25 protein-coding genes are annotated in these 22,993 nt (G+C 39.8%); 13 read left to right on the plus strand and 12 right to left on the minus strand.

The window, feature by feature from the left end; genetic code table 11:
• The 8 genes from ACKWB9_RS11745 to ACKWB9_RS11780 all read left to right on the plus strand — a co-directional run.
• Positions 1-736, plus strand: a 736-nt coding sequence (locus ACKWB9_RS11745) for a hypothetical protein (protein WP_414003213.1), incomplete at its 5' end; no start/stop codon positions are given.
• A 29-nt stretch (positions 737-765) separates the two neighbouring features.
• Positions 766-1,395, plus strand: coding sequence for a hypothetical protein (locus ACKWB9_RS11750; RefSeq protein ID WP_414003214.1), 630 nt, complete (start codon positions 766-768; stop codon positions 1,393-1,395).
• Between the two features lie 22 nt (positions 1,396-1,417).
• Positions 1,418-3,430 (plus strand): Ig-like domain-containing protein, encoded by a 2,013-nt coding sequence (locus ACKWB9_RS11755; protein ID WP_414003215.1) that lies wholly within the window; start codon positions 1,418-1,420, stop codon positions 3,428-3,430.
• Between the two features lie 5 nt (positions 3,431-3,435).
• Positions 3,436-4,389 (plus strand): PorP/SprF family type IX secretion system membrane protein, encoded by a 954-nt coding sequence (locus ACKWB9_RS11760; RefSeq protein ID WP_414003216.1) that lies wholly within the window; start codon positions 3,436-3,438, stop codon positions 4,387-4,389.
• 77 nt (positions 4,390-4,466) lie between these two features.
• On the plus strand, positions 4,467-5,012 hold the full coding sequence (idi, locus tag ACKWB9_RS11765) for an isopentenyl-diphosphate Delta-isomerase (protein WP_414003217.1): 546 nt from the start codon (positions 4,467-4,469) through the stop codon (positions 5,010-5,012).
• Complete coding sequence (locus ACKWB9_RS11770; RefSeq protein WP_414003218.1) at positions 4,996-5,403, plus strand: 6-pyruvoyl trahydropterin synthase family protein; 408 nt, start codon at positions 4,996-4,998, stop codon at positions 5,401-5,403. Before idi ends, ACKWB9_RS11770 begins: the two co-directional genes overlap by 17 nt.
• 6 nt (positions 5,404-5,409) lie before the next feature.
• Positions 5,410-6,378 carry a type I phosphomannose isomerase catalytic subunit gene (locus ACKWB9_RS11775; protein ID WP_414003358.1) on the plus strand — a complete coding sequence of 323 codons (969 nt, stop codon included), beginning with the start codon at positions 5,410-5,412 and terminating at the stop codon, positions 6,376-6,378.
• 57 nt (positions 6,379-6,435) lie between these two features.
• Complete coding sequence (locus ACKWB9_RS11780) at positions 6,436-6,705, plus strand: hypothetical protein (protein WP_414003219.1); 270 nt, start codon at positions 6,436-6,438, stop codon at positions 6,703-6,705.
• A 46-nt stretch (positions 6,706-6,751) separates the two neighbouring features.
• Here ACKWB9_RS11780 and ACKWB9_RS11785 read toward each other — a convergent pair whose 3' ends face one another.
• From ACKWB9_RS11785 to ACKWB9_RS11815, 7 genes are all read right to left on the minus strand, one after another.
• On the minus strand, positions 6,752-7,453 hold the full coding sequence (locus ACKWB9_RS11785; RefSeq protein ID WP_414003220.1) for a DUF4369 domain-containing protein: 702 nt from the start codon (positions 7,451-7,453) through the stop codon (positions 6,752-6,754).
• A 77-nt stretch (positions 7,454-7,530) separates the two neighbouring features.
• Entirely contained in the window at positions 7,531-8,805 is a 1,275-nt protein-coding gene (locus tag ACKWB9_RS11790; protein ID WP_414003221.1) for a DUF819 family protein, read from the minus strand.
• 30 nt (positions 8,806-8,835) lie between these two features.
• Positions 8,836-9,639 (minus strand): HAD family hydrolase, encoded by an 804-nt coding sequence (locus tag ACKWB9_RS11795; protein WP_414003222.1) that lies wholly within the window; start codon positions 9,637-9,639, stop codon positions 8,836-8,838.
• A gap of 1 nt (position 9,640) precedes the next feature.
• Positions 9,641-11,839 carry a DUF5916 domain-containing protein gene (locus ACKWB9_RS11800; protein ID WP_414003223.1) on the minus strand — a complete coding sequence of 733 codons (2,199 nt, stop codon included), beginning with the start codon at positions 11,837-11,839 and terminating at the stop codon, positions 9,641-9,643.
• A gap of 58 nt (positions 11,840-11,897) precedes the next feature.
• Positions 11,898-12,068 carry a type II toxin-antitoxin system antitoxin gene (locus tag ACKWB9_RS11805; protein ID WP_414003224.1) on the minus strand — a complete coding sequence of 57 codons (171 nt, stop codon included), beginning with the start codon at positions 12,066-12,068 and terminating at the stop codon, positions 11,898-11,900.
• Positions 12,065-12,574 (minus strand): hypothetical protein, encoded by a 510-nt coding sequence (locus ACKWB9_RS11810; protein WP_414003225.1) that lies wholly within the window; start codon positions 12,572-12,574, stop codon positions 12,065-12,067. The genes ACKWB9_RS11805 and ACKWB9_RS11810 overlap by 4 nt, the downstream gene beginning before the upstream one ends.
• Positions 12,575-12,578: 4 nt before the next feature.
• The gene (locus ACKWB9_RS11815; protein WP_414003226.1) at positions 12,579-13,430 is read right to left on the minus strand and encodes an SPFH domain-containing protein; all 852 of its coding nucleotides are present in this window, start codon (positions 13,428-13,430) and stop codon (positions 12,579-12,581) included.
• 219 nt (positions 13,431-13,649) lie between these two features.
• Between ACKWB9_RS11815 and ACKWB9_RS11820 the strand changes: the two genes are divergently transcribed.
• A complete protein-coding gene (locus ACKWB9_RS11820; RefSeq protein WP_414003227.1) occupies positions 13,650-14,423 on the plus strand; it encodes a S1/P1 nuclease in 774 nt (257 codons plus the stop codon).
• 174 nt (positions 14,424-14,597) lie between these two features.
• Here ACKWB9_RS11820 and ACKWB9_RS11825 read toward each other — a convergent pair whose 3' ends face one another.
• From ACKWB9_RS11825 to ACKWB9_RS11835, 3 genes are all read right to left on the minus strand, one after another.
• Entirely contained in the window at positions 14,598-15,191 is a 594-nt protein-coding gene (locus ACKWB9_RS11825) for an alpha-ketoglutarate-dependent dioxygenase AlkB family protein (protein ID WP_414003228.1), read from the minus strand.
• Between the two features lie 34 nt (positions 15,192-15,225).
• Positions 15,226-15,861: an MOSC domain-containing protein gene (locus tag ACKWB9_RS11830; protein WP_414003229.1), complete on the minus strand. Its 636-nt coding sequence runs from the start codon at positions 15,859-15,861 to the stop codon at positions 15,226-15,228.
• 65 nt (positions 15,862-15,926) lie between these two features.
• Positions 15,927-16,277, minus strand: a complete 351-nt coding sequence (locus tag ACKWB9_RS11835; RefSeq protein WP_414003230.1) for a DUF6249 domain-containing protein — start codon at positions 16,275-16,277, stop codon at positions 15,927-15,929.
• A gap of 136 nt (positions 16,278-16,413) precedes the next feature.
• Here ACKWB9_RS11835 and ACKWB9_RS11840 point away from each other — a divergent pair, with 136 nt between their 5' ends.
• Positions 16,414-16,998 (plus strand): RNA polymerase sigma factor, encoded by a 585-nt coding sequence (locus tag ACKWB9_RS11840; RefSeq protein WP_414003231.1) that lies wholly within the window; start codon positions 16,414-16,416, stop codon positions 16,996-16,998.
• A complete protein-coding gene (locus tag ACKWB9_RS11845; RefSeq protein WP_414003232.1) occupies positions 16,985-17,404 on the plus strand; it encodes a hypothetical protein in 420 nt (139 codons plus the stop codon). Before ACKWB9_RS11840 ends, ACKWB9_RS11845 begins: the two co-directional genes overlap by 14 nt.
• A gap of 87 nt (positions 17,405-17,491) precedes the next feature.
• On the opposite strand, the gene htpG is transcribed toward ACKWB9_RS11845, so the two are convergent.
• The gene (gene htpG, locus ACKWB9_RS11850) at positions 17,492-19,384 is read right to left on the minus strand and encodes a molecular chaperone HtpG (protein ID WP_414003233.1); all 1,893 of its coding nucleotides are present in this window, start codon (positions 19,382-19,384) and stop codon (positions 17,492-17,494) included.
• 264 nt (positions 19,385-19,648) lie between these two features.
• Here htpG and ACKWB9_RS11855 point away from each other — a divergent pair, with 264 nt between their 5' ends.
• Both ACKWB9_RS11855 and ACKWB9_RS11860 read left to right on the plus strand, forming a co-directional pair.
• Entirely contained in the window at positions 19,649-20,659 is a 1,011-nt protein-coding gene (locus ACKWB9_RS11855; RefSeq protein WP_414003234.1) for a 3-oxoacyl-ACP synthase III family protein, read from the plus strand.
• A gap of 369 nt (positions 20,660-21,028) precedes the next feature.
• Positions 21,029-21,388: a CoA-binding protein gene (locus tag ACKWB9_RS11860; RefSeq protein ID WP_414003235.1), complete on the plus strand. Its 360-nt coding sequence runs from the start codon at positions 21,029-21,031 to the stop codon at positions 21,386-21,388.
• Between the two features lie 75 nt (positions 21,389-21,463).
• Here the strand turns inward: ACKWB9_RS11860 and ACKWB9_RS11865 are convergent, their stop codons facing one another.
• On the minus strand, positions 21,464-22,942 hold the full coding sequence (locus tag ACKWB9_RS11865; RefSeq protein WP_414003236.1) for a sodium:solute symporter: 1,479 nt from the start codon (positions 22,940-22,942) through the stop codon (positions 21,464-21,466).
• Positions 22,943-22,993: the final 51 nt, after the last annotated feature.

Raw genomic sequence — 22,993 nt, forward strand, 5'->3', positions numbered from 1 at the left:
CCCCGATGCGGAGCAGAACGTACAATCGGACTGGAACCAGACCACCGTGACGGCCGACGATTTCATACTGAACAAGCCTACTACGATAACGGGTGCCCAGGCGGCGGCCATTGCGGCGAACACTGCGAAGGTCACCAACGCTACGCATACCGGGGACGTGACCGGCGACGTGGCCCTTACGATATCCGACGATGCCGTTACATTAGATAAACTTGCAGATGGTACTGTTGATGGCCAATTGATGAGATGGAATGGAACAGATTGGGAATTGGTACTTCAAGAAGCAGACGATGTAGATTTAGCAACGGATATTGACGTTGATAATGATGGTACAGACGAAACTAATGTCCAAGATGCCCTAGCGGCTTTCGCGGCTTTACCACAAATCTATGCTACTGGAAAAGTAAATGCCAATGGAACTACAGCGGCAATATACAACGCAGCGATTACCAAAATAACTACGAATAACGGTTCCGGTGGCCCTGAAGGGGATTATCAGGTTACTTTTTCCACAGCATTGTCAAATGCAAACTATATTATTCAGCTTACAATTCCTGATTGTGGAGGGGATTGCCCTGGCAATTCAGGAGCTGATTATGATGATCCAGGTATTACTTATTACGATCAGCAAACAACTGGCTTTAAGGTTAATATAGGCGATAGTGATAATGGTACCACACAAAAAGACGATATTGACCTAGACTTCATGTTTACAGTGATAATCATACCAAACTAATAATTAATTAAGATTACAAAAACACACCAATGAAAAATACAATTCTAATTATCATTTTTTTAGTGACCGTCTTTGCAGGGAACGCACAGCTTGATGCAGATTCGGTAACAGGAATGCCTACTGGAACTACTGCGGAAATTACCGCTATTACAACAGCAGCGATCGGTTCTTCTGCTTATAATACGGATGATGATCAGGTATATATATACACAAGTACAGGATGGGTGGCTTCAGCCGATGATCAGGGTGCCAATGAGGTAAATCTGGTATCACCGGTAGATTCTAATGGGGATAGCACCAACGAGACTACCGTAGAGGATGTGGTTCAAGCCATAATTCCAATTACCTCTGCATCGGGAAGAATTTTTTATCCTCCTTCGATAGAAATAGATGCATCAACGAATATAGTTGATGAAACAAAAGATTTATATGCTGAATACGTAGCTCAGTTCGCTTCTGCAAATACAATAGCTAGTAATGGAGCTCCAAGCACTATACCTATTTATGCAGCAAATGAGTTATACTATTATGTTACCTATTTTGATCCGGCAGTTTTTGCGAATATAGAGATTAATGCTAGTGGTGTTATGGAATATGATATAATTGGTCAGCCATTGGACTATAATTCTTTAATAAATGTTGTATTCGTTGTAAAATAATAAAATCCGACCCCAAATCAATTTGAAACCGATCAACACATATAAAAAACTATTCCTCAGCTTCGTTTTTACATTGCTGGGGATTGCGGTATCCCATGCGCAATTTTTATTGCAGGCACCCAGCAGTGGCGATGAGAATAATTATCGTTGGTTTGAAGCTTCCGATACATCTACCGTATTGGGAACCGATTTCTTTTATGAAGCGACCGTTCCGGGCATTTATTTTGCGACCTATGACGGTACCTTATGTGGGTCAAATGCCACGGGCTATTTTATAGTAACGGATTGCAATGCCCCGGACAATCAAGTGACGCTGGATATTTCCGCCAATGTGGTCTCGGGAGCAACGGTAAGTTGGACTCCTGCCGTTTTGGGAAATCAATTAAATCCAACTGTTACGGCCACGGAGACCGTTATTAGATATACCGCCACCGTTACCAAAGTAGGGAATGATACAAGCTTGCCCAATTTTACGGTGGTCTGTTTACAGCAAGCGGCTACTTTGGCCGATGACCTTGTGAGTACCGATGAGGATATTCCCGTAATTATAGATATTTATGCAAATGATTCGGATTTACCTGTGACGGGTTCATTGACCACAACAAATCCGACGGATGGCTCGGTCAGTATCAATGACAATGGAACACCGAACGATCCAACAGATGATATCGTTACCTATACACCGAATCCCGATTATAATGGTTCGGATAGTTTTGATTATACCATATGTAACCAATCCGGTGATTGTAGTACCGCTACGGTAACGATTGATGTATTGCCGATAGTGGATGCAATCGATGATTCCGTGGCGACTAATGAAGATACACCTGCCGTTATTGATATATTGGCCAATGACAATGATATACCGACCTTAGGTACGTTTACAAATACCGCTCCAACGGACGGTAGCGTAGCACACAATGACAATGGAACACCGAATGATCCATCGGATGACAATATTACCTATACTCCCAATGGTGGCTATGTAGGAACGGACTCTTTTACCTATACACTTTGTGATAACCTATCAAATTGTAGTACCGCAACCATCACCGTAGTGGTAACGGATGTATCGGATTTGGATTCCGATGATGATGGAATCGTAGATAGTTTTGAAGACTTGAATTTGGATGGCGATAATGACCCTTCTACAGATCCAACAGATTCAGATAGTGACGGATTTGCGGATTATCTGGATATTGATAGTGATGATGATGGGATCCCTGATAATATAGAAGCACAGACCACGGTAGATTATATTGCACCTAGTGGAGTGGATGTTAATGGTAATGGTTTGGACGATGCTTATGAGGACAATGGTATTTTAGGTCTATTCCCGGTCGATACGGATTTTGATAGTTTACCCGATTACCTTGATGCCGATAGTGATAATGATAATGTGCCGGACAATATAGAGGCCCATGACTTTGATCATGATGGCATCGCGGATACAATGTATATTGGGTCTGACAAAGATGATGATGGTTTGGACGATGGGTATGAAGGAACGACTACCGTTGATATTGATGTGAACGATGAGTTGGACGACCCATATGGTCAATTACCGAATACGGATAATGATGATGAATCCGATTATAGGGATAGCGATGATGACGATGACGGTATTGAAACCATTGATGAGGACTTGGACTTGGACGGTAACTACGCAAATGATGACAGCAACGGAGATGGCATTCCCAATTATTTGGATTCGGATTTAGGAGAACAAGCGGAAAACGTAAAAGTAATCAATGTAATTACACCTAATGGGGATAATGTGCATGATGTACTACGAATAGACGGTCTTGAGAACTATCCGAACAATACCTTGAAAATTTATAACAGATGGGGCGTTTCCGTGTTCACGACCAGAGCGTACAATACCAATGGTAATGTTTTTGACGGAACCTCCCAGGGGCGTGTCACGGTTAATGAGGACAATAAACTACCCGTAGGAACGTATTTCTATATATTGGATTACGAGGACAATGGAGCCATGAAGACCCTTACAGGATATATTTATATTAATAGATAAGAGCAATGTTCAATTTTAAATCAACCTTAGTTCTAGCTACAAAACCATCTTTTGGACTACTCTTGCTATGCCTTGTTATGGGAATGATGGGATATGCGCAACAAGATGCCCAATATACACAGTATATGTACAATACGGTAAGTGTAAACCCTGGTTATGCAGGTTCTCGCGGACAAATAAGTATCGGGCTTTTACATAGGTCCCAATGGGTGGGATTGGAAGGAGCTCCGGTTACACAGACCCTTAATGTGCATTCCCCGATCGGGTATCGGGGTGTGGGTTTAGGGTTTTCCGTTGTAAACGATAAAATTGGACCGACATCGGAAACCAACCTCGACATAGACTTTTCCTATACGATTTGGACATCTACGGAAGGGAGGTTGAGTTTTGGTTTAAAAGGCAGTGCCAATCTTTTGGATGTTCGTTTTTCCGAACTGGATGAATTCTCCTCCGACCCGATCTTATTACAAAATATAGATAAAAGATTAACTCCCAACATTGGAGCGGGAGTATATTACCGTACCAATAAATTTTATGCGGGTTTATCGGTTCCCAGATTTTTGGAAACCTCCCATTTTGAGGAATCTTCGCTCTCTACCGCCAAAGAGCAAATGAATTTTTATTTCATTACGGGATATGTATGGGATTTGACCCCCTTGGTAAAGTTTAAGCCTACCCTTCTTACCAAGGTGGTGCAAGGAGCTCCCTTGCAGGTGGATCTGTCCGCCAATTTTATGCTCAATGAAAAATTTATTGTGGGAGCGGCCTATAGATGGGATGCAGCTTTTAGTGGTATGGCCGGGTTTAATCTCAGCAAAAAATTTCTTATCGGCATAGCCTATGACAGGGAAACGACGGAGTTGGGCAGTGCCGCTTTCAATGACGGTTCTTTCGAGGTCATATTAAGATATGATTTTATTTCTTCCAAGAACAATCTAAAATCACCAAGGTTCTTCTAGCTGATTTAGGCAATTATTCTTTGTTCTTTTTTTCAAACACGTATACTTAAATTGTGTAAAGACCTTATTTTTACATAATGAAGGAAGAAGAAGTGATTCTCGTTAATGAAAATGATGAGCAGATCGGGACCATGCCCAAAATGGAAGCCCATGAAAAAGCGGAATTACATAGGGCATTTTCAGTTTTTGTTTTGAATGACAGCGGAGAAATTATGCTACAGCAAAGAGCTGCGCATAAATATCATTCCCCTTTGTTATGGACCAATACCTGTTGCAGCCATCAACGAGTGGGGGAGAGCAATATTGAAGCAGGCAAGAGGCGACTTCGTGAAGAAATGGGTTTTTCCACCGAATTGAAGGAACTTTTTTCTTTCATCTATAAAGCTCCTTTTGATAATGGCCTAACCGAACATGAACTAGATCATGTAATGATCGGGTATGCTAACGAAGCACCCCATATAAATACCGATGAAGTAGGGGATTGGAAATGGATGAAACCGGAAACCATAAAAAAAGATATAGAGGACAACCCCCGGGATTATACGGTATGGTTCAAAATAATCTTTGAAAAGTTCTACCAATATTTACTAGATAATATACGGCTAAATGAAAATAAAGGTTAGTAGAAAAGCGCATTTTAATGCGGCACACAGACTGTACAGAAAAGATTGGTCAGACGGTAAAAACGATTCCATATTCGGCAAATGCAGTAATCCAAATTTTCATGGCCATAATTATGAGTTGATCGTTAGTGTCTATGGGGAAATAGATCCCGAGACAGGATTTGTGATGGATATGAAAATATTGAAAACCTTGATAAAAACAGAGATAGAGGATGCTTTTGATCATAAGAATTTAAACATAGAAGTTCCGGAATTTAAGGATTTGAATCCCACGGCCGAAAATATTGCCATTGTTGTTTGGAACAAACTAAGACCACATATTGACGCAGATCATCTGTTGGAAGTGGTCCTTTATGAAACCCCACGTAATTTTGTAACCTTTTCAGGATAATCGATGATGAATTTATACCCCTTAAAATTTAAGCCTATTTTAAAGGAACGTCTATGGGGCGGAACCAAATTAAAAGAAGTCCTGGACAAACCCATAAATAACGATATTACCGGTGAAAGTTGGGAACTCTCAACAGTCTCCGGTGATGTTTCGGTGGTGGCCAATGGAAATCTGGCGAACATCTCTTTGCAAGAGCTTATAGATCAGAATCCCCAAGCTCTTTTGGGTAAAAGTGTGGTGGATAGGTTTGGGACGGATTTCCCTATTTTGATCAAGTTTATAGATGCCAAAAAGGATCTTTCCATTCAATTGCACCCTAATGATGAATTGGCAAAAAAGAGACATGGTTCTTTTGGGAAAACCGAGATGTGGTACATTATGGATGCCGACCCGGAGGCGGAACTTATTGTAGGCTTTAATAAAAACGTAACCAAGGCCGAATATTCCAAAAGCCTGGAAGAGGACAAATTGTTGGAATTATTGAATTACGAACCTGTTAAAGAGGGAGACACTTTCTTTATAAATACAGGTAAGGTCCATGCCATTGGAGCAGGCGTGTTATTGGCAGAAATCCAACAGACCTCGGACATCACTTATCGTGTTTTTGATTTTAACAGAAAAGATAAAAACGGTAATTTAAGGGAACTACATACAGAACTGGCCTTGGATGCCATAGATTATGAAAAAAAGGACGATTTTAAAGTAAAGTACGATAATGCTATGGAAGCTTCAAACTTCATGGTGGATTGTCCGTACTTTAAAACGAATTTCCTAAACCTGACGAAAGATTTTTTTATTGATGCTACGGACCGGGATTCATTTACAATTTATATGTGTGTAGGCGGAAATGCTAAAGTAAAGGCCATAAATGAAGAGGTTGATGTAAGGAAGGGCGAAACAATTTTGATACCGGCATGTTCCCCTAACATTCTGATCAAGACGGAAGGGGCCAAACTATTAGAGGTTACTATTTAAGGATTCCTTATACTTCATACAATTCTAAAATTGTATTTTTGCCAAAAATAAATAGTAATGGCAAGCATTAAGAATTTAAAAAAAGATATTAATAATGTTCTAGGCGATATTATTGAGGCGGTCTATATTGTGGAAGCCGCCAATAATAAACCGGATTCCAAGGAAGGCTCTAAAATTATTGATGGGGCCATAATCATCTTTGACGATTTAATAGCTAAAGTGAACCAAAGGGACGTAGAAAATAGAAAGGTACATTTAAAAGAAGTGCGTTCAGAACTGGAAACAAAAGCAAAAGGCTTGGTGGATGAGCTTAATAAACTAGGCTAGAAAAAATAATGTATTGTAAAAAAGCATCCCGGATGGGATGCTTTTTTTATTGTTTTTCCCCCAAATATTTTTGGAGTGCCTTACCATATTTGGAAGCAGCGACTTCCGGAGTTAAGATGCTTAAAATAGAATCTAAATATTTTGGGTTGGCATCTGGAATTTCCTTTAAGGCAATATAAGGGGCCACATAAGAATCCTTATTGTTTATGGCAAAATTAATGGCATGGACATAACCCCTTTGTGTGTTTCTGACACTGAGCCGTTCTACCGAATCAATACTTACTTGATTCAAAGAATCTTCTGTTTGTAGTGCATTGATCATTATTTCCAGGCTCTTTTTGTTGACATTGGACATAATCTTGCGATATTCCTTATACTTTATGTGACTTTTAGAGCCTGTTATCTTAACATTGGTGTCAAAAGTATTCCAGTTCGTATTAATATTAATAGTACCGGGTTCTCCAAAAAAGGTTATCCTGTCATTAATGTCATTGTTGTCCTTTTTGTCCAGATACAAATAGAATATTTCCGGGCTTTCCAGTTCTGTTTTAAAGGTAAAACTGCCGTCGCCATCAATAATCAGGGAATCCAAAGATATAAGAACGGTATCGGGTACATGCTGTAGGTACAACTTTCCTTTTTTAAGGCCTTTTATTTTTCCGGTTACCGTCATGGTATTTACGGTATCGTCCTTGCCACAGGAGCTTAAAAGCAAAATGATGCCCAGAACGGTAATTATATTTTTCATGCCACGATTTTAGGTCGCAAATATCATTATTTTTTTGGAATATGGATCAAAGGATTCCTGGTCAAATTAAAGATAAACTACATTTTGGAGGCAATTTCCATGAGATAAGCACATAACAAAGCACCTCCCGTGCCCACAACATAACCAAGAACGGCCAATAATACCCCCACCGAAGTCAGTGAAGGATGAAACTCCGCAGCTACGACCGGTGCGGATGCCGCACCGCCTACATTGGCTTGACTGCCCACCGCCAGGAAAAAATAAGGGGCTTTTATCAGTTTTGCGACAAGGATCAATAATCCGGCATGGATGGCTATCCAAATAAGACCTATGGCAATAAGTCCCGGATTTTCCAATACTTTGCCCAAATCCATTTTCATACCGATGGTAGCTACCAAAATATAAATGAACATACCACCAATTTTACTGGCCCCGGCCCCCTCATAGTTTTTGATTTTCGTAAATGATAACAGAATACCAATTGTGGTAGCTATGACCACCATCCAAAAGAAACCGGACCCTAAAAAGGAAAGAAAACTTTTTTTATCATTGATTATTTCAAAACCTGAACTCAGGAACTCGCTTATGTTGTTGCCAAAAAAATGGGCTATCCCAACGGCCGAAAATGCTAGGCTTAGCATAATCATATAATCCTGTAGGGTGGGTACACGGGTTATTTTTTCCGTAAATTCCGTTACCTTTATTTTTAACGTTTCAATAGCAGAGGTATCCGCTTTCAACCAGTGGTCGATTCTCTTTGTTTTACCCGCCCCCAATAGAATAACTGCCATCCAAACATTGGCCACTACAATGTCTATCAAGACCATACCACCATACTTTTCGGGGGTATATTGGAAAATTTCCAGCATGGCCGCTTGGTTGGCACCACCACCGATCCAACTACCGGCTATGGTGGACAGCCCTCTCCAAATCGCATCAAAATCATTTCCCGCCACGGTTTCCGGGGAAAAAATGGAAACGATAAGAATGGCAATGGGCCCACCAATAATAATTCCCACACTGCCGGTTAAAAACATGATGAGTGCCTTTGAACCCAAATTGGCAATAGCCTTTAAGTCTATACTCAATGTCATGAGCACCAAAGCTGCCGGAAGTAAGTACCTACTGGCCATAAAATATAGATTGGAACTTTTGTCCGATATTAATCCGCTGCTGGCCAAAAGTGCAGGTAATAAATAACACATCAATACGGCCGGGACAATGGAATAAAACTTCCTCCAAAACCCTCTCTTAATACTGGAAGTGTAGAAAATAAAGCCCAGGCAAAGTGTTATAAGTCCAAAAACTATGGTATCGTCTGTAATCAAAGGTTGGGCAAGGTCGGTCTCCATAAACAAGCTTTGGTAGTTTGTCAAATATAATCAAATAACTAGGTGCTGGTTTAAGAAATGGGCCACTCCATTTTCGGTATTTTTTAGGGTGATATGATTCGCAATGGTTTTTACCTCTTCACGGGCATTTGCAACAGCTATACCTAAACCACATTTTTTCAACATCTCCATATCATTATAATTGTCTCCAAAGGCCCATACATCGTCCAGGGTTTCATTACCCGACAATAAAAGTTCAATGGCCTTTAATTTGGAAACGGCCTTGGGCGCTATTTCAATGAGTGTATCGTTGGAACGATAAAGATTCAATATAGATGAAAATTTATCGGTCAACATGGGCATTAATCTATCCGAACCTTCCTTGGTACCCATCAACATTATTTTATGCGCACTTACATCTCTTGTTTCCCAATCCGAAAGTGTCTCTAAGGTTGATTTAAAAACCGGGTCGGTCCTGGTGTATAATGTTTCTTTTTGGACCCTTTCCGAATCTTTGGGTACATACCATTCATCTTTATAATATAAACCCAGATCGGTTTTTAAGGGTTCTGATAATTGATGGATCTTCGCAACGATTTCCAGAGGTATGGTTACGGATAATTTTTCCTTTTCCCCATCCAATATCAATGCTCCGTTATAACAGATCAAAGGTTGGTCGTTAATTTTTAATCGCTTTTGAAGATAACGCATACCATTGGGCATTCTGGCCGATACCAAAATGACCTTGACCTCATTTTTGATCCGACCTATTTCTGCTATCGTAACTTCGGAAACATCACTTTTTGTGGTCAATAAAGTACCATCCAAATCTGAACAGAGTATTTTTATTTTCATTCTAGATATTTAACCAATAGGTAAATTTAAGATTTATGGACCTAAATTTCGGTTCAAATATATTGACCGAGTAATTATCGTTATATACGATGAAAAGATCAGAAAGTGGTGCAAACCGCCATTGTAATCTTGAATTGATACCTAGATTGTTCCTTTGATTGCTGTATTGAAAAAGTGTGGACCAAAAAATAGATTTGTTAAAAGTAATCCCCACCCTTGGACTTACCAGCCACAAATCTGCATTGGGATGAGGATTTGGAAGACTTATTTTATCATAATTGATATCAAGGCCCAGCCTTATTTTGGGCTGTATTCTCAAAACGGCCTCTGCTCTTGTGGAGAAACGGGATCCGTTAAAGAAGCCACCATAGGAAACGTCCCCTTCGAACGCAAAAATACGGGCCCTGTTGGATCGATAGCTTAAACGTGCCACATCGAAAATATAATTTCTGTTTCCGGGAAGTTCCACCGCTCCTTCGGTTCCTGTTGGATCGAAGGAATCCGTTAAAAATATCCCTCTATTTACATATTCAAATTCAAATTCCGAAAAATTCTTGAAATCAAAACTATAGCGCACCCTGATATCGTGATCGGTCTTTTTGTAATCGAGTCCCGGTCGTAAAGTAATCACGGGAAATATTTCTACCCCATGATTGTTAATGGAGCCGCTTTTCGGCCAAAACGATCTTTGTATGGAAGTGGCCGATTTTATAATGTCCGTTCTTCTAATAAAACCCAAATCCGATTGAAAATCCGCTCCTATATAGACCAAATCACTAAAAACATTCCAAAATCTTGAATTTCTTCCTAAGAAAGCTCCGGCAGAAAAATTACCCTTGCTATCTCCCGGTTGAAATGACTTGTGCAAATAAAATTTACCTGACCATACGTTGTTTTCGCTGACCAGATTATAATCCATCCCGATGACCCGATTGTATACATCTTCTTCTCTTATAAACTCCTCATTGCCCAAAGATTGTCTGTTAATAAAGAACATGCCAATATTGGATCGGGCAAAAATCTTTTGTTGCAAGGCGAACATTAAATTGTTGTTGGACGCAATTTCCTGTTCCCGATCTTTATCGGTCTGAACGGTAAGAAATCCAAGTCTGAGGTTTTTGTTGAGTTTGCCACTGAGCCGTAGTCCTCCCAGAATATCATTTTGGATAGAATTTCCGGCACTGTCCGTAGCAATTCCGATACGACGGGAAAAAAACGGATTGGCATCCCGGCCACCCCCAAAGCTTCCGAAGAGATCATTATTATCTACAAAAAACTGCCTTCTTTCGGGTAAGGAAACCTCAAATCTTGTGAGGTTGGTAAAAATATCATCCACTTCAACATTGGAGAAATCAGGATTAACTGTAATATCCAGATTCATGGCGTTACCGATCGCTATTTTGGCGTCTCCACCAATTTTAATGTCATTTCCGGAAACATTGGTCGTATAATCTTTATCGGCAATTGCATTGATATAAGGAACCAGGGTTAGCGGTGTCCTGGACCTGCCCAGCGGTTTTTCAAAATACATATCTCCCATAAAGGCCAGATTGATGACACTTTGGTTTTGGGGAATTATGAACCAGTTGCTCCTTTCATTGGATTGCATATCAAACCGATAGCTCTGGAACCGCCATTTGGTCTCGCCTTCGGCAAATTTGAAAGAGGTTAAGGGAATTGCCATTTCCGAGGTATAATAGCCATCGAATATTTTACTTTCCCCTCTCCACTTTACGTCCCATGATGTGGTAAAACCCCTTAGACCTTGCCCTCCACCTGAGATTAAGGCCTCACGCCTAACACCATATGGATTAATACCGAAGAGAAAGGCATTGGTGCCGTCGTTAAAAGTATCAAAAATAATACTGATATTATCATTGCCACCTGCCCTGAAATCCCGCTCAAGGGAGGGGATTACATAGTCATTTCCAGGGGTATATACCTTAATGCCCACATACAGTGTTTTATCATCCGTAAGTATTCGAATATCGGTCTGGTAGCGTGCCGGCACATCATCCGATGGAAAATACTGTTGAAATTGCCCCGCACTTTCGGCAGTCTGCCAAACGGATTCTTCCAAAACACCATCTATCGTAATCTTGTCCGTGGTATGTTTTACGGTAAATGATTTTTCAAGGTCTTGGGCATAAGCGTTGCTATATGACGATAAAAGTGCGATCGCACTTAAGATCCTGATCATTTTTGGGTGGAATTAGCAAACAAAGTTAGGAGTTTACTGCGTTAAAAAAATCCCAAAATTATTTAGCTTCCCCCTTCTTTTTTGGTGTTCTTTTGGCTTCTTTTAGACTTTTCATTAGCATCCACTCAATTTGACCATTGGTACTACGGAACTCGTCCGTAGCCCATTTTTCGATTGCTTTGAGCATATCTTCATTTATCCGTAATGCAAATCCCTTTTTCTTGCTCATTCATCAACTGCCTTGAAGTGACGCCGAATAACTTTTAATGCGTCCGTTTCTTTTTGAGTGCCGATCAATAATCTTTTCCCCGATTTAAATGCTATCTGAATGCCCTGGTTTCCCTTTATGTTGATGGCACTGCCTTTTTTGCCCATTGAAGAGCGGTACCCCCAACCACCGTACTCTTTGAGAGGATTATAGGTTTTGATATAGCACTTCTCCATTTCGTTCCAAAGAATGGTCCTATAAGAAAGATTGAATGGAAAAAATTGATAATGTACGCCTCTTTCGTCTATTTGGGTCCGTAATCTCATTATATGGAATAAAAGTAATATAGGAATTATGGAGACACCCATAACGGATTGCCCGATTATGTTCGTTGAACCTACATTTCCAATGGCTTCATTGGCAATATACCATTTGTATGCACAAAATGATAGAAATACGAGCAAACCCGTATTAATTAGCCGTATCCACCATTGATCAAAACGTTGGGTCTCATTGAAAATACGCATTTTCCTAGTGGTTTAAAGTACCGGTATTTACTACGGGCGAAACGTCTTTATCCGAACAGAGGACTACCATAAGATTGCTCACCATTGCCGCTTTACGTTCCTCGTCCAAAGCTACCGATTCTTTTTTATTCAACTCTTCCAAGGCCATTTCCACCATGCTTACCGCCCCTTCCACAATTTTATGCCTGGCTGCCACAATAGCTGTTGCCTGCTGTCTTTTTAGCATAGCGTTCGCTATTTCCTGGGCATAGGCCAAATATCCTATCCTAGCTTCTAAAACCTCTATGCCCGCCATGGAAAGACGTTCTTGGACTTCGGCCTCCAAGGCTTCGCTTACCTCGTTTACACTAGATCGTAACGTTATATCTTCAACAAGCCCTTCATCGGCGAAATTATCATAAGGATACATACTTGCCAACTTTCTGACCGCCGCATCGGTCTGTACCCGAACAAAATTCTGATAATCGTCTACATCAAATGCTGCTTTATACGTATTGGTGACTCTCCAGACCAATATGGTGCTTATCATCACGGGATTTCCCAATTTATCGTTCACTTTTAGTCGTTCACTATCAAAATTACTGGCACGTAATGAAATCTTCCGTTTAGAATAAAAAGGATTTACCCAAAAGAATCCATTCTTTTTTATGGTCCCCACATACTTTCCAAATAATAGAAGGACCCTGGAACTATTTGGATTAACAAGTACAAAGCCGGGAATACAGAGTATCGCAAGAAAAACCATAAAAACACCTATATATATTCGTAACAATGGGATTCCCCCAATAAGAAGTAATAGACAAACAAATAGCACAACATACCCGTTCATCGGATTGTAATTTTTTTCAGTATTCATAATAATGATATTATTTTAATATCGTAAATATATCAAAAATAATTATGCTGCCAAAATTTAGAGGTTTACAATAGTGTTGGAGTTGCTCCTAAATTTTCTTTACTTTTTTTTGATTTTTTTCCGGGATATATGCGTGTACGATTTTGTTTTAAGGTCAGGCCCATTATATTTAACAATGCTTTACAATCCGATACCTTATTTTTGGGTAAAAGTGAAATAATGAAAAGATTGACTTTAATCTTATTTTTAGCATTTCAGGCCTCATTTGGCAATGATATGGTATGGTCCAAGACCGGACATCGTGTTATAGGGGAAGTAGCTGAAAACTATTTGAGCAGAAAGGCCAGAAAAGCCATTGCTAAATTATTGAACGGTCAAAGTTTGGCTGCCATCTCCAACTTTGGGGATGAAATTAAAGCGGATAAAAGATATAGGGAATTCAGCGCTTGGCATTATGTGAATTTCCCGGAAGATAAGAAGTACGGTGAGGTACCACCCAGTAAGTATGGTGATTTGATTACGGGTATCCATAAATGCATAAGCGTTGTAAAGGATCAAAATAGCCCTTCTGGCCAAAAGGCGTTTTACCTGAAGTTATTGGTGCATTTGATAGGTGACCTTCACCAACCCATGCACGTAGGAAGGCTTAAGGATAGAGGTGGTAACGATTTGCAAGTGCAATGGTTCGGAAGGGAAAGCAATCTGCATAAAATTTGGGACCTGAATATGATCGAGGACTATGGTATGAGTTATACGGAACTTGCGGAAAAATTACCAAAAATCAATAAAGCGCAGGTAAAGGAGTTGCAAAAGGGAGATATTTATGATTGGGTAGAGGAATCCCGGGATATTGCCAACCTGCTCTATGCATCCGTAACGGCGGGTGAGAAAATAGGGTATGGGTACGGTTATAAATGGTGGGGTACGGTAGAGCATCAGTTACAAAAGGGAGGAGTACGGCTGGCCGCTGTTTTGAACGCCATTTTTGGATAACGGCCTTAAGGAAACCATAAAATGCATAAATCAGACAAAATATGTTTGGCACGACCTTTGAACTGTATTGGATACAGTTTATTATGAGGACATTAAAATATGTTGCCTATATTTTAAAGACAGTAATGGACTTGGGTTCGGGCAATAAAAAAATCGGTTCTTATAACCGATTTTTTATGGTATGATGCGAAAAGTCAGGTTGATGCGCTCCCCTATAATTCTGCTGGTCTTAGGGATTTGATGCTTCCAAAAATGTTGTGTTTCGCCCTGCATCAACAATAAACTACCATGACCCAATAAAAGTTTGTGCTTTTGCTCTGGCCTGTAATCGTGTTTTAAATGAAAATAACGTTGTTCCCCAAGGCTTACGGATGCAATAACGGGATTTTGTCCCAATTCCTTTTCATTGTCGGCATGCCAACCATTACCGTCCTTGCCATCCCGATATAGGTTTAAAAGGCAGGTAGTGAACTTTACGGGGGCCAATTCCTCTATTTTTTGTTTGATTTGAATTAATCCTGGACTGAATTCATGTGGGTACATGGTAATATTGGAATAGCTATAAGGTTTTTTATTATTCGCAAAAAGAGCGGTTAACCTGGGTTGTGGATATACTTTTCCAAAAACTTTTATTTTGTCCTGCTGCCATGGTGTTGTTTCCCTTAATAGCCTAAAATAATGATCCGCTTTTTTTAAGTCTAAAAAATGAGGATAATAACAAATGTCGGCATCGGGTACATCCAGTTTGGTGCATGGGTCAAAAAACATAGTAAGGTCTAGAATAGTAAAGACATAACGTATATTATTTTAGATACTTTTTATAGCGTTCTTTTTTATATTGGGGAACAGCCTCGTTTGCCATAAAAAGATCCAGTGTGTCCCTGGGTTTTTCACGAACGAACATTAATTCAAAAAACTGTTGCACGGTTAACGGGTTCGTAGACTGTTCTATAAGTTGAACATTATCTCCCTTTTGTATGTGACCTTCTTCAAGGACCCTTACATAGGTGCCCGAACGGTTATGATCTATAAATTGTCCCAGTATCTCTTGAGTGCCGAACCTGATTCCCAATTTGTAACAAGGTTCTCGGGGTTGGGAAACCTGGATCAAAGCCGTACCTATTTTATATATGTCCCCGATTCTCATAACGGATTCATCCAACCCTTCTATAGTAAGGTTCTCCCCGAACATGCCCCAGTCCCAATCCAAATGGGGATATTTCCCTTTCCAATAATCGTAGTTGCCCGATGAGTATAGGTAACAGGCCTTATGGATGCCGGCATGGTGTACCCGGTCTATGACCGTATCTCCTTTTACATCGGTTTTACCTAAGAAAAGAGGTTCGTTGGCGGGGTACTTAAAAATACCCGTCCGTTCCTCGGCTCCGTTCCAGGTTACCGTTGTGGCCGTTCCTATATTAGTGGATATTACTTTCATATCATGAAGATAAAAAAAGCTGTCTTAAAAAGACAGCTTAGAGGTATTCGTTTTAGGGAAATGATTTATTTTTCTTTGTCCAATTGCTTTGTTAGGAAGAAACCTATCAATAGCCCTGTTCCTGCCGTTAAGAATATAGATCCTGGCATGGCAATTTCCATGTTTACGTGAGAACTATAGTGTAATATCCCGCCCAGCATAATGCCCGCACCTATTCCCATTAACAGTAACGCCAGATTTAAAACCAGAATTTTCCAAAAAGGTGCGGCTTTTTCTCTTTTTCCTCTTACAAAAATACTTGCTTCGGCCCCTTTTTCTATCAATGCCAAACGTTCTTTGTTCCTTGTAGAGAAAAAAAGATAACAAATACCGAATATTACCAAGAACAAGCTAATAAATACAAAGGCTACTTCCATAATCTGATTGTTTTTTAATTGATTAATAAACACCGTTTGCCCATAGGACGACACTTCTTTTTAAAAGGTTACCGTATTTATTAAATTTTACCTCATTTGTAACCGCTATCGCATTTTTATCGTCCTATATGTGAAAATGAACCAAGATCACGACCAACCATTAATAGAACGTACGCTTTTGGGTGATGTGCAAGCGTTTGCCATTTTGGTGAAAACCTACCGGCATATGGTCTATACATTGGCCTTGAAATTGGTACGTAACGAGGCAGATGCGGAAGAAGTGGCCCAGGACACCTTTTTAAAGGCATATAATGCCATGGCCAGTTTTAAAGGGGAATCCAAGTTTTCTACCTGGTTGTACAAAATCGCCTATCATAAAGGTTTGGATCATTTAAAAAAAGAAAAGCGCCAGTTGGAAGTACGTAAATTGGATACCCATACCCAATATGATTTTGCGATTATAGAGAACCAATGGGATACTTTAGAAGGACAGGAAAGAAAAGAAGTTATACAAAAAGCGATCAATAAACTAGATGGGGACGATGGTGTTTTAATAACGCTATTTTATTATGAGGAATTATCCCTAATAGAAATAGCCCGTATATTTGGGGTAAAGCCCAATACGATAAAGGTAAGGCTCTTTAGGGCTAGAAAAAGACTGGCAACCCTCTTGGAAAAAATCTTGGAACCTGAAATAACAATGGGTCATGGAAAAAAATAAGGATAGGGAATTGGATTTATTTTTAAAGGATGCGATCAAGGCAATGTCCTTGGATAAAGTTTCCAAGGATTTTACGGCAGACGTTCTGTATAAAATAGAACTGGAGCGGGAGCATTCTAAAGCGTTGTATTACAAACCTTTGATTTCCAAACAAATTTGGGGAATGATTTTGTTACTGTTTTTAGGGCTATGTATCTATTTGGTGCTTGGGGGCAATATAGGCTCCTCGGTATGGTGGGAAGCCCTAAAAATGAATATGGCGGAAAATTTTGACCTCGTCCAAAGGTTCTCTAATTTTCAGGTAAATGAAAATTTAGTTTACGGTGCCGTAATACTCGCCTTTTTTGTTCTCTTGCAGGTAATTTATCTAAAACGTTATTTTGCCGACCGTAATGTGGTTATATGATTTTCAGTACAACAAAAAAGGGTAGAACTAAAAAAACCGCTTCAAATTCATGAAGCGGTCCGCAATTATTATTAGAGAACAAAAGGCTTATTTCACCATTTCATAACTTCGTTTGATGAACTCCGTTAATTCGGCACCTTTTAAAAGGCCTTTGGAGAGTCTGGCCAGATCTAGTGATTGATTGATCAGACGTTCTTTTTTCTTTGCCGTTTTAGTGTTCAGTATTTCACCCACCAATTCGTGATTGGTATTTACGACCAAATTATACATCTCTGGCATATTGCCCATTCCGAACATACCACCCCCGCCTCCGGTCTGTTGCATTTCTTTCATTCTGCGCATAAATTCGGGTTCCGTAATAATAAAAGGCGAAGCGTTGCTGTCCATAGCTTCCAATTGTACGGTGTAGCTACTTTTTTCACCAAATACTTTTTCCAGGTCCGCTTTCAGTTTCTCTTTTTCCTCATCGGATAATTTAGAGATTTGCGTATCCTCCTTTTGGATCAGCTTGTCAATATGATCGGCATCTACGCGTACAAAGGAGATTTTCTCTTTGGAGGTTTCCAGTTTTTGCATCAAATGGCCAATGATAGGGGAATCCAATAGCAACACCTCATATCCCTTGGCCTTGGCAGCTTCAATATAGCTGTGCTGTGCCTCTTTATCGGAAGCGTAAAGAATGACTAATTTATCATCTTTATCGGTCTGGTTTTCCTTTATTTTTTCCTGCAATTCCTCAAAAGTATGGAATGAACCATCTATGGTTGGATAGAGTGCAAATTTATCGGCCTTCTCAAAGAATTTGTCTTCGGATAGCATGCCATATTCGATAACGATCTTAATATCGTTCCATTTTTGCTCAAAATCCTCCCTGTTGTTTTTGAAGAGCGAATTTAATTTGTCCGCTACTTTTCGGGTTATGTACGAAGATATTTTCTTTACGGCCCCATCTGCCTGTAAGTAAGAACGGGAAACATTCAACGGGATATCGGGGGAGTCTATGACACCACGTAGCATGGTCAGGAACTCCGGAACGATACCTTCCACATTGTCCGTTACAAAAACCTGGTTCTGATATAACTGAATCCTGTCTTTTTGGATATTCAGATCATTCGTTAATTTAGGAAAATAGAGGATACCGGTAAGGTTGAAAGGATAGTCCACATTCAAATGAATATTGAACAATGGCTCTTCAAATTGCATGGGGTATAGTTCCCGATAAAATTCCTTATAATCTTTTTCCTCTAGATCGGCGGGTTGTTTGGTCCATGCCGGGTTTGGATTGTTAATGATATTATCTACTTCCTGGGTAGGGGCGGGATCTTCTTCTTTGGCACCTTCCGGTTTTGGCAGGGTTTCCGTTTTGGTTCCGAACTTGATCGGGACCGGCATAAACTTGTTGTATTTGCGTAACAGTTCACTTATTTTGTTGTCTTCTAAAAACTCTTTGGAATCATCGGCAACATGAAGGATGATTTCCGTTCCACGCTCCTCTTTTTTGGATTTTTTGGTGGTGAAATTCGGAGAACCATCACATGACCAATGTACAGCGGGCTCGTCCTTAAAACTCTTGGTGATGATCTCCACTTTGTCCGCTACCATAAAAGCGGAATAAAATCCAAGTCCAAAATGTCCTATAATACCCGCATCTTTAGCAGTATCTTCATATTTATTCAAAAATTCCTCGGCACCTGAAAAAGCTACTTCATTAATATATTTTTTTACTTCATCCTCTGTCATTCCGAGCCCCTGATCTATAACATGGAGCTTCTTTCCTTTTTTATCGACCTTAACTTCGATCATAGGATTGCCATATTCTATCTTGGCTTCTCCAATAGAGGTCAAATGCCTTAATTTTAGGGTTGCATCCGTTGCGTTGGATATCAATTCCCGTAGAAAAATTTCATGATCACTATATAAGAACTTCTTAATCAACGGAAATATGTTATCTACCGAAACATTTATTTTACCTGTTGCCATAATCTTTTACTTAATTTTTTGATTTGTATTTCTGTAATGAATTTTACTAAATGCTATTTGCATCTATGCATTGACAAAAAAAATACCATACTTGAATACAGTGACAAACTGACATATTGAACTCATCAGGACAAATTTCAACTCATTTTCGGTCAAATACAAAAAGTCAAGAGGAGTTCATTCTTAAGGATAAAATAGCTGCATATAAAATAGTTGGCTATCTTGCATTACGGATCAGTTAATTTTTAGAACGAAAATTCACCAATGTATAATTCAAAAATATCGGGGCTGGGCCATTATGTGCCCGAGAATGTGGTAACCAATGATGACCTGTCCAAAGTAATGGACACCAATGATGAATGGATCCAGGAGCGCACCGGGATAAAGGAAAGGAGACATGTGGTAAAAGGTAGCGGGGACACTACCACCGCAATGGGCGTTAAGGCGGCTAAAATAGCTATAGAAAGGGCCGGTATAGATAAGGGCGATATAGATTTTATTGTTTTTGCCACGTTAAGTCCGGATTATTATTTTCCCGGTCCCGGTGTTTTGGTGCAGCGGGATCTCGGAATAAAGACCGTTGGTGCCCTAGATGTGCGTAATCAATGTTCGGGGTTTGTTTATGGTATTTCCGTGGCGGATCAATATATCAAAAGCGGTATGTACAAAAACATACTCGTCATTGGTTCGGAGCTTCATTCCTATGGTCTGGATATGACCACACGGGGTAGAGGGGTTTCCATAATCTTTGGTGATGGTGCTGGAGCTGCCGTTTTAAGTAGGGAGGTGGATAATACAAAAGGAATCCTTTCTACGCATTTACATTCAGAGGGGCAACATGCAGAGGAACTTTCGTTAATTGCTCCCGGTATGGGAAAAAGATGGGTTACGGATATCATTGCCGAGAACGACCCCGATGATGAATCTTATTTTCCCTATATGAACGGTCAATTTGTGTTCAAGAACGCCGTAGTCCGTTTTAGTGAGGTAATTATGGAGGGGCTTCAAAAAAATAAACTGCAACCTACCGATATTGACCTGTTGGTTCCGCATCAGGCAAATTTGAGAATTTCCCAATTTATCCAAAAAAAGTTTGGCCTAGAGGATGGCCAGGTTTTCAATAATATCATGAAATATGGGAATACTACGGCGGCATCCATTCCCATTGCACTAACGGAGGCCTGGGAATCAGGTAAGGTAAACCCGGGTGATCTGGTGGTCCTCGCGGCTTTTGGAAGTGGATTTACATGGGGCAGTGCCATTATCCGCTGGTAGGAGTAAAAAATAAAAACCCATGGTAACACCATGGGTTTTCAGATGAATCCCGAATCATAAAAAACCAACCAAATTCCCAACTCGGGTTCAATCTTATTATAATAGACTGTTCCGTATCGATAATGTTACGTGCTGATTCATTTTTAACGCGATCTTAACGGGTATAAAAAGCGAAACCCGGAACAATGTCCGGGTTTCTTTGCTGATAGGCTATACTAAACACTAACCATTAACTATAAAAATATAGCGTTACCAACAACGTTAATATTGTATGGTAAGCAAAGGGGAACTTTATTTACCGACACTAAGAGACGGAATTTTTATGGAATAATCATATTTATTTTTAAAGTTTAACATCTGAATTAACACATGAAAAAAACGCTTGTTTTTGGAGCATCCTTAAAACCAAATCGTTATAGCAATTTAGTTCTGAATGCATTAATAGCACAGGGTATCGAAACGGTTGCATTTGGGGTACGACCTGGAGAAGTCACAGGGGTACAAGTTAAAACCAATTTAAATGACTTCCAAAATATTCATACCATAACTTTGTATTTAAATCCCGGACACCATAAAGAATATTATGACGCTATAGTTGAATTGAGGCCAAAACGCATAATTTTTAATCCCGGTACGGAAAACCCTGAGTTTTATACATTGCTGATAGCTAATAAAATACAAGTAGAAGAGGCTTGTACATTGGTGTTGTTGGCTACGGGACAATTTTAATAAGAATATGATTTCCAATATTACCGATCTTTTTCAAATCCTTATAGTTAAGTTGGATTTTGATAACGTTCAATTTTAAACGGTAACAGGATTCCTTTTCTTTTTTCGAATCAGGAAGAGCCCTAAAAACGTCAATAGTCCATTCAAGGGAAGCAGTTCGTAACCAAAAATATAACCGTTCAATATTTCGGTTGGAATTTTGGCCAACCCCACAATCGTACCTACGGATATAAGTGCCACTAGCCATACATAATTATCCTTTATCTTATAATTGGTGAAGATGCCGAATGCAAAAAGCCCTAAGAGTGGCCCATAAGTATAGGAGGCCACGGTCAAGAGCCCGTCTATGACATTCCGATCCAAAATATATTTAAAGGCGATTACGACCAATATGAGTAATAAGCTCATGCCGATGTGGGTAAAACGGCGAATACGCTTAGCTTCTGCCTTGGTTTTTTTCTCCGTACCCAAAAAATCGATACAAAAAGAAGTGGTCAAAGAAGTGAGTGCACTGTCCGCACTACTATAGGCAGCAGCGATCAATCCTAACATGAAAGTAATGGCCACGGTAATCCCCAGCCCACTGTTCAATGCTATTTCTGGAAACAACAGATCGGATTTGGGTTTACCGTCCATTATGGGAAGGGCTATTTGGTGGGTGTCCGCATAAATGAACAATAAAGCACCCAACAGCATAAAAATAAAGGTAACCATGACCATAACCACGCTAAACGAGACCATGTTTTTTTGTGCTTCCCCCAGGTTTCTACAGGTAAGGTTTTTTTGCATCATATCCTGGTCCAGCCCTGTCATACATACCGTTATGAACATTCCCCCGAAGAAAGATTTTAGAAGGTGGTTTTTTGCGAAAAAATCATCAATAAAAAAAGTCTTACTGTATTTTTGCAACTCGGTAGAACTTAAAAAATCGCCAAAGCTCCAGTTCAATTGGTCCAAGATAAAATATATGGAAAGGCCTATGGAAAGCAACATAAAAAGAGTCTGCAACGTATCTGTCCATACAATGGTCTTTATGCCTCCCCTAAAAGTATAGATCCATATTAACAGAACGGAAAGGGTTACGGTAACCTCAAAGGGAACGTTCCATACATCAAATACGAATTGCTGTAATACGATGGCCACTAAAAACAATCGAAAGGAAGCACCCAGTACCCGGGATACGAAAAATGAAATTGCCCCTACCTTATAACTCACAAAACCAAAACGATCGTCTAGATATTCATAAATACTGGTTACGTTCTGTCTGTAGTATATGGGCAATAGAATATAAGCCGTTATGAAATATCCCAAAAGATAGCCAAAGACTACCTGCATATAGCTAAATTGGGAAGCATCTACCCAACCGGGCACCGAAATAAAGGTAACTCCGGACAGAGAAGCCCCTACCATTCCAAAAGCGACCAGGTACCAGGGCGATCGTTTTCCGGCCTTAAAAAAATCCTCATTGGAATCATTTTTTCCGGTGAAATAAGAGATGATCAATAAAAGGAGGAAATAACCACCGATCAAAAAGAGGATATGTATGCCGGACATGATAAATATTTTAAGGGCAAAGTACAAAAAGTAAAAATAGTGCGTAATTTT

The sequence above is a fragment of the Maribacter spongiae genome, assembly GCF_047345125.1.
In the GTDB taxonomy this organism is placed as follows: Bacteria; Bacteroidota; Bacteroidia; order Flavobacteriales; family Flavobacteriaceae; genus Maribacter.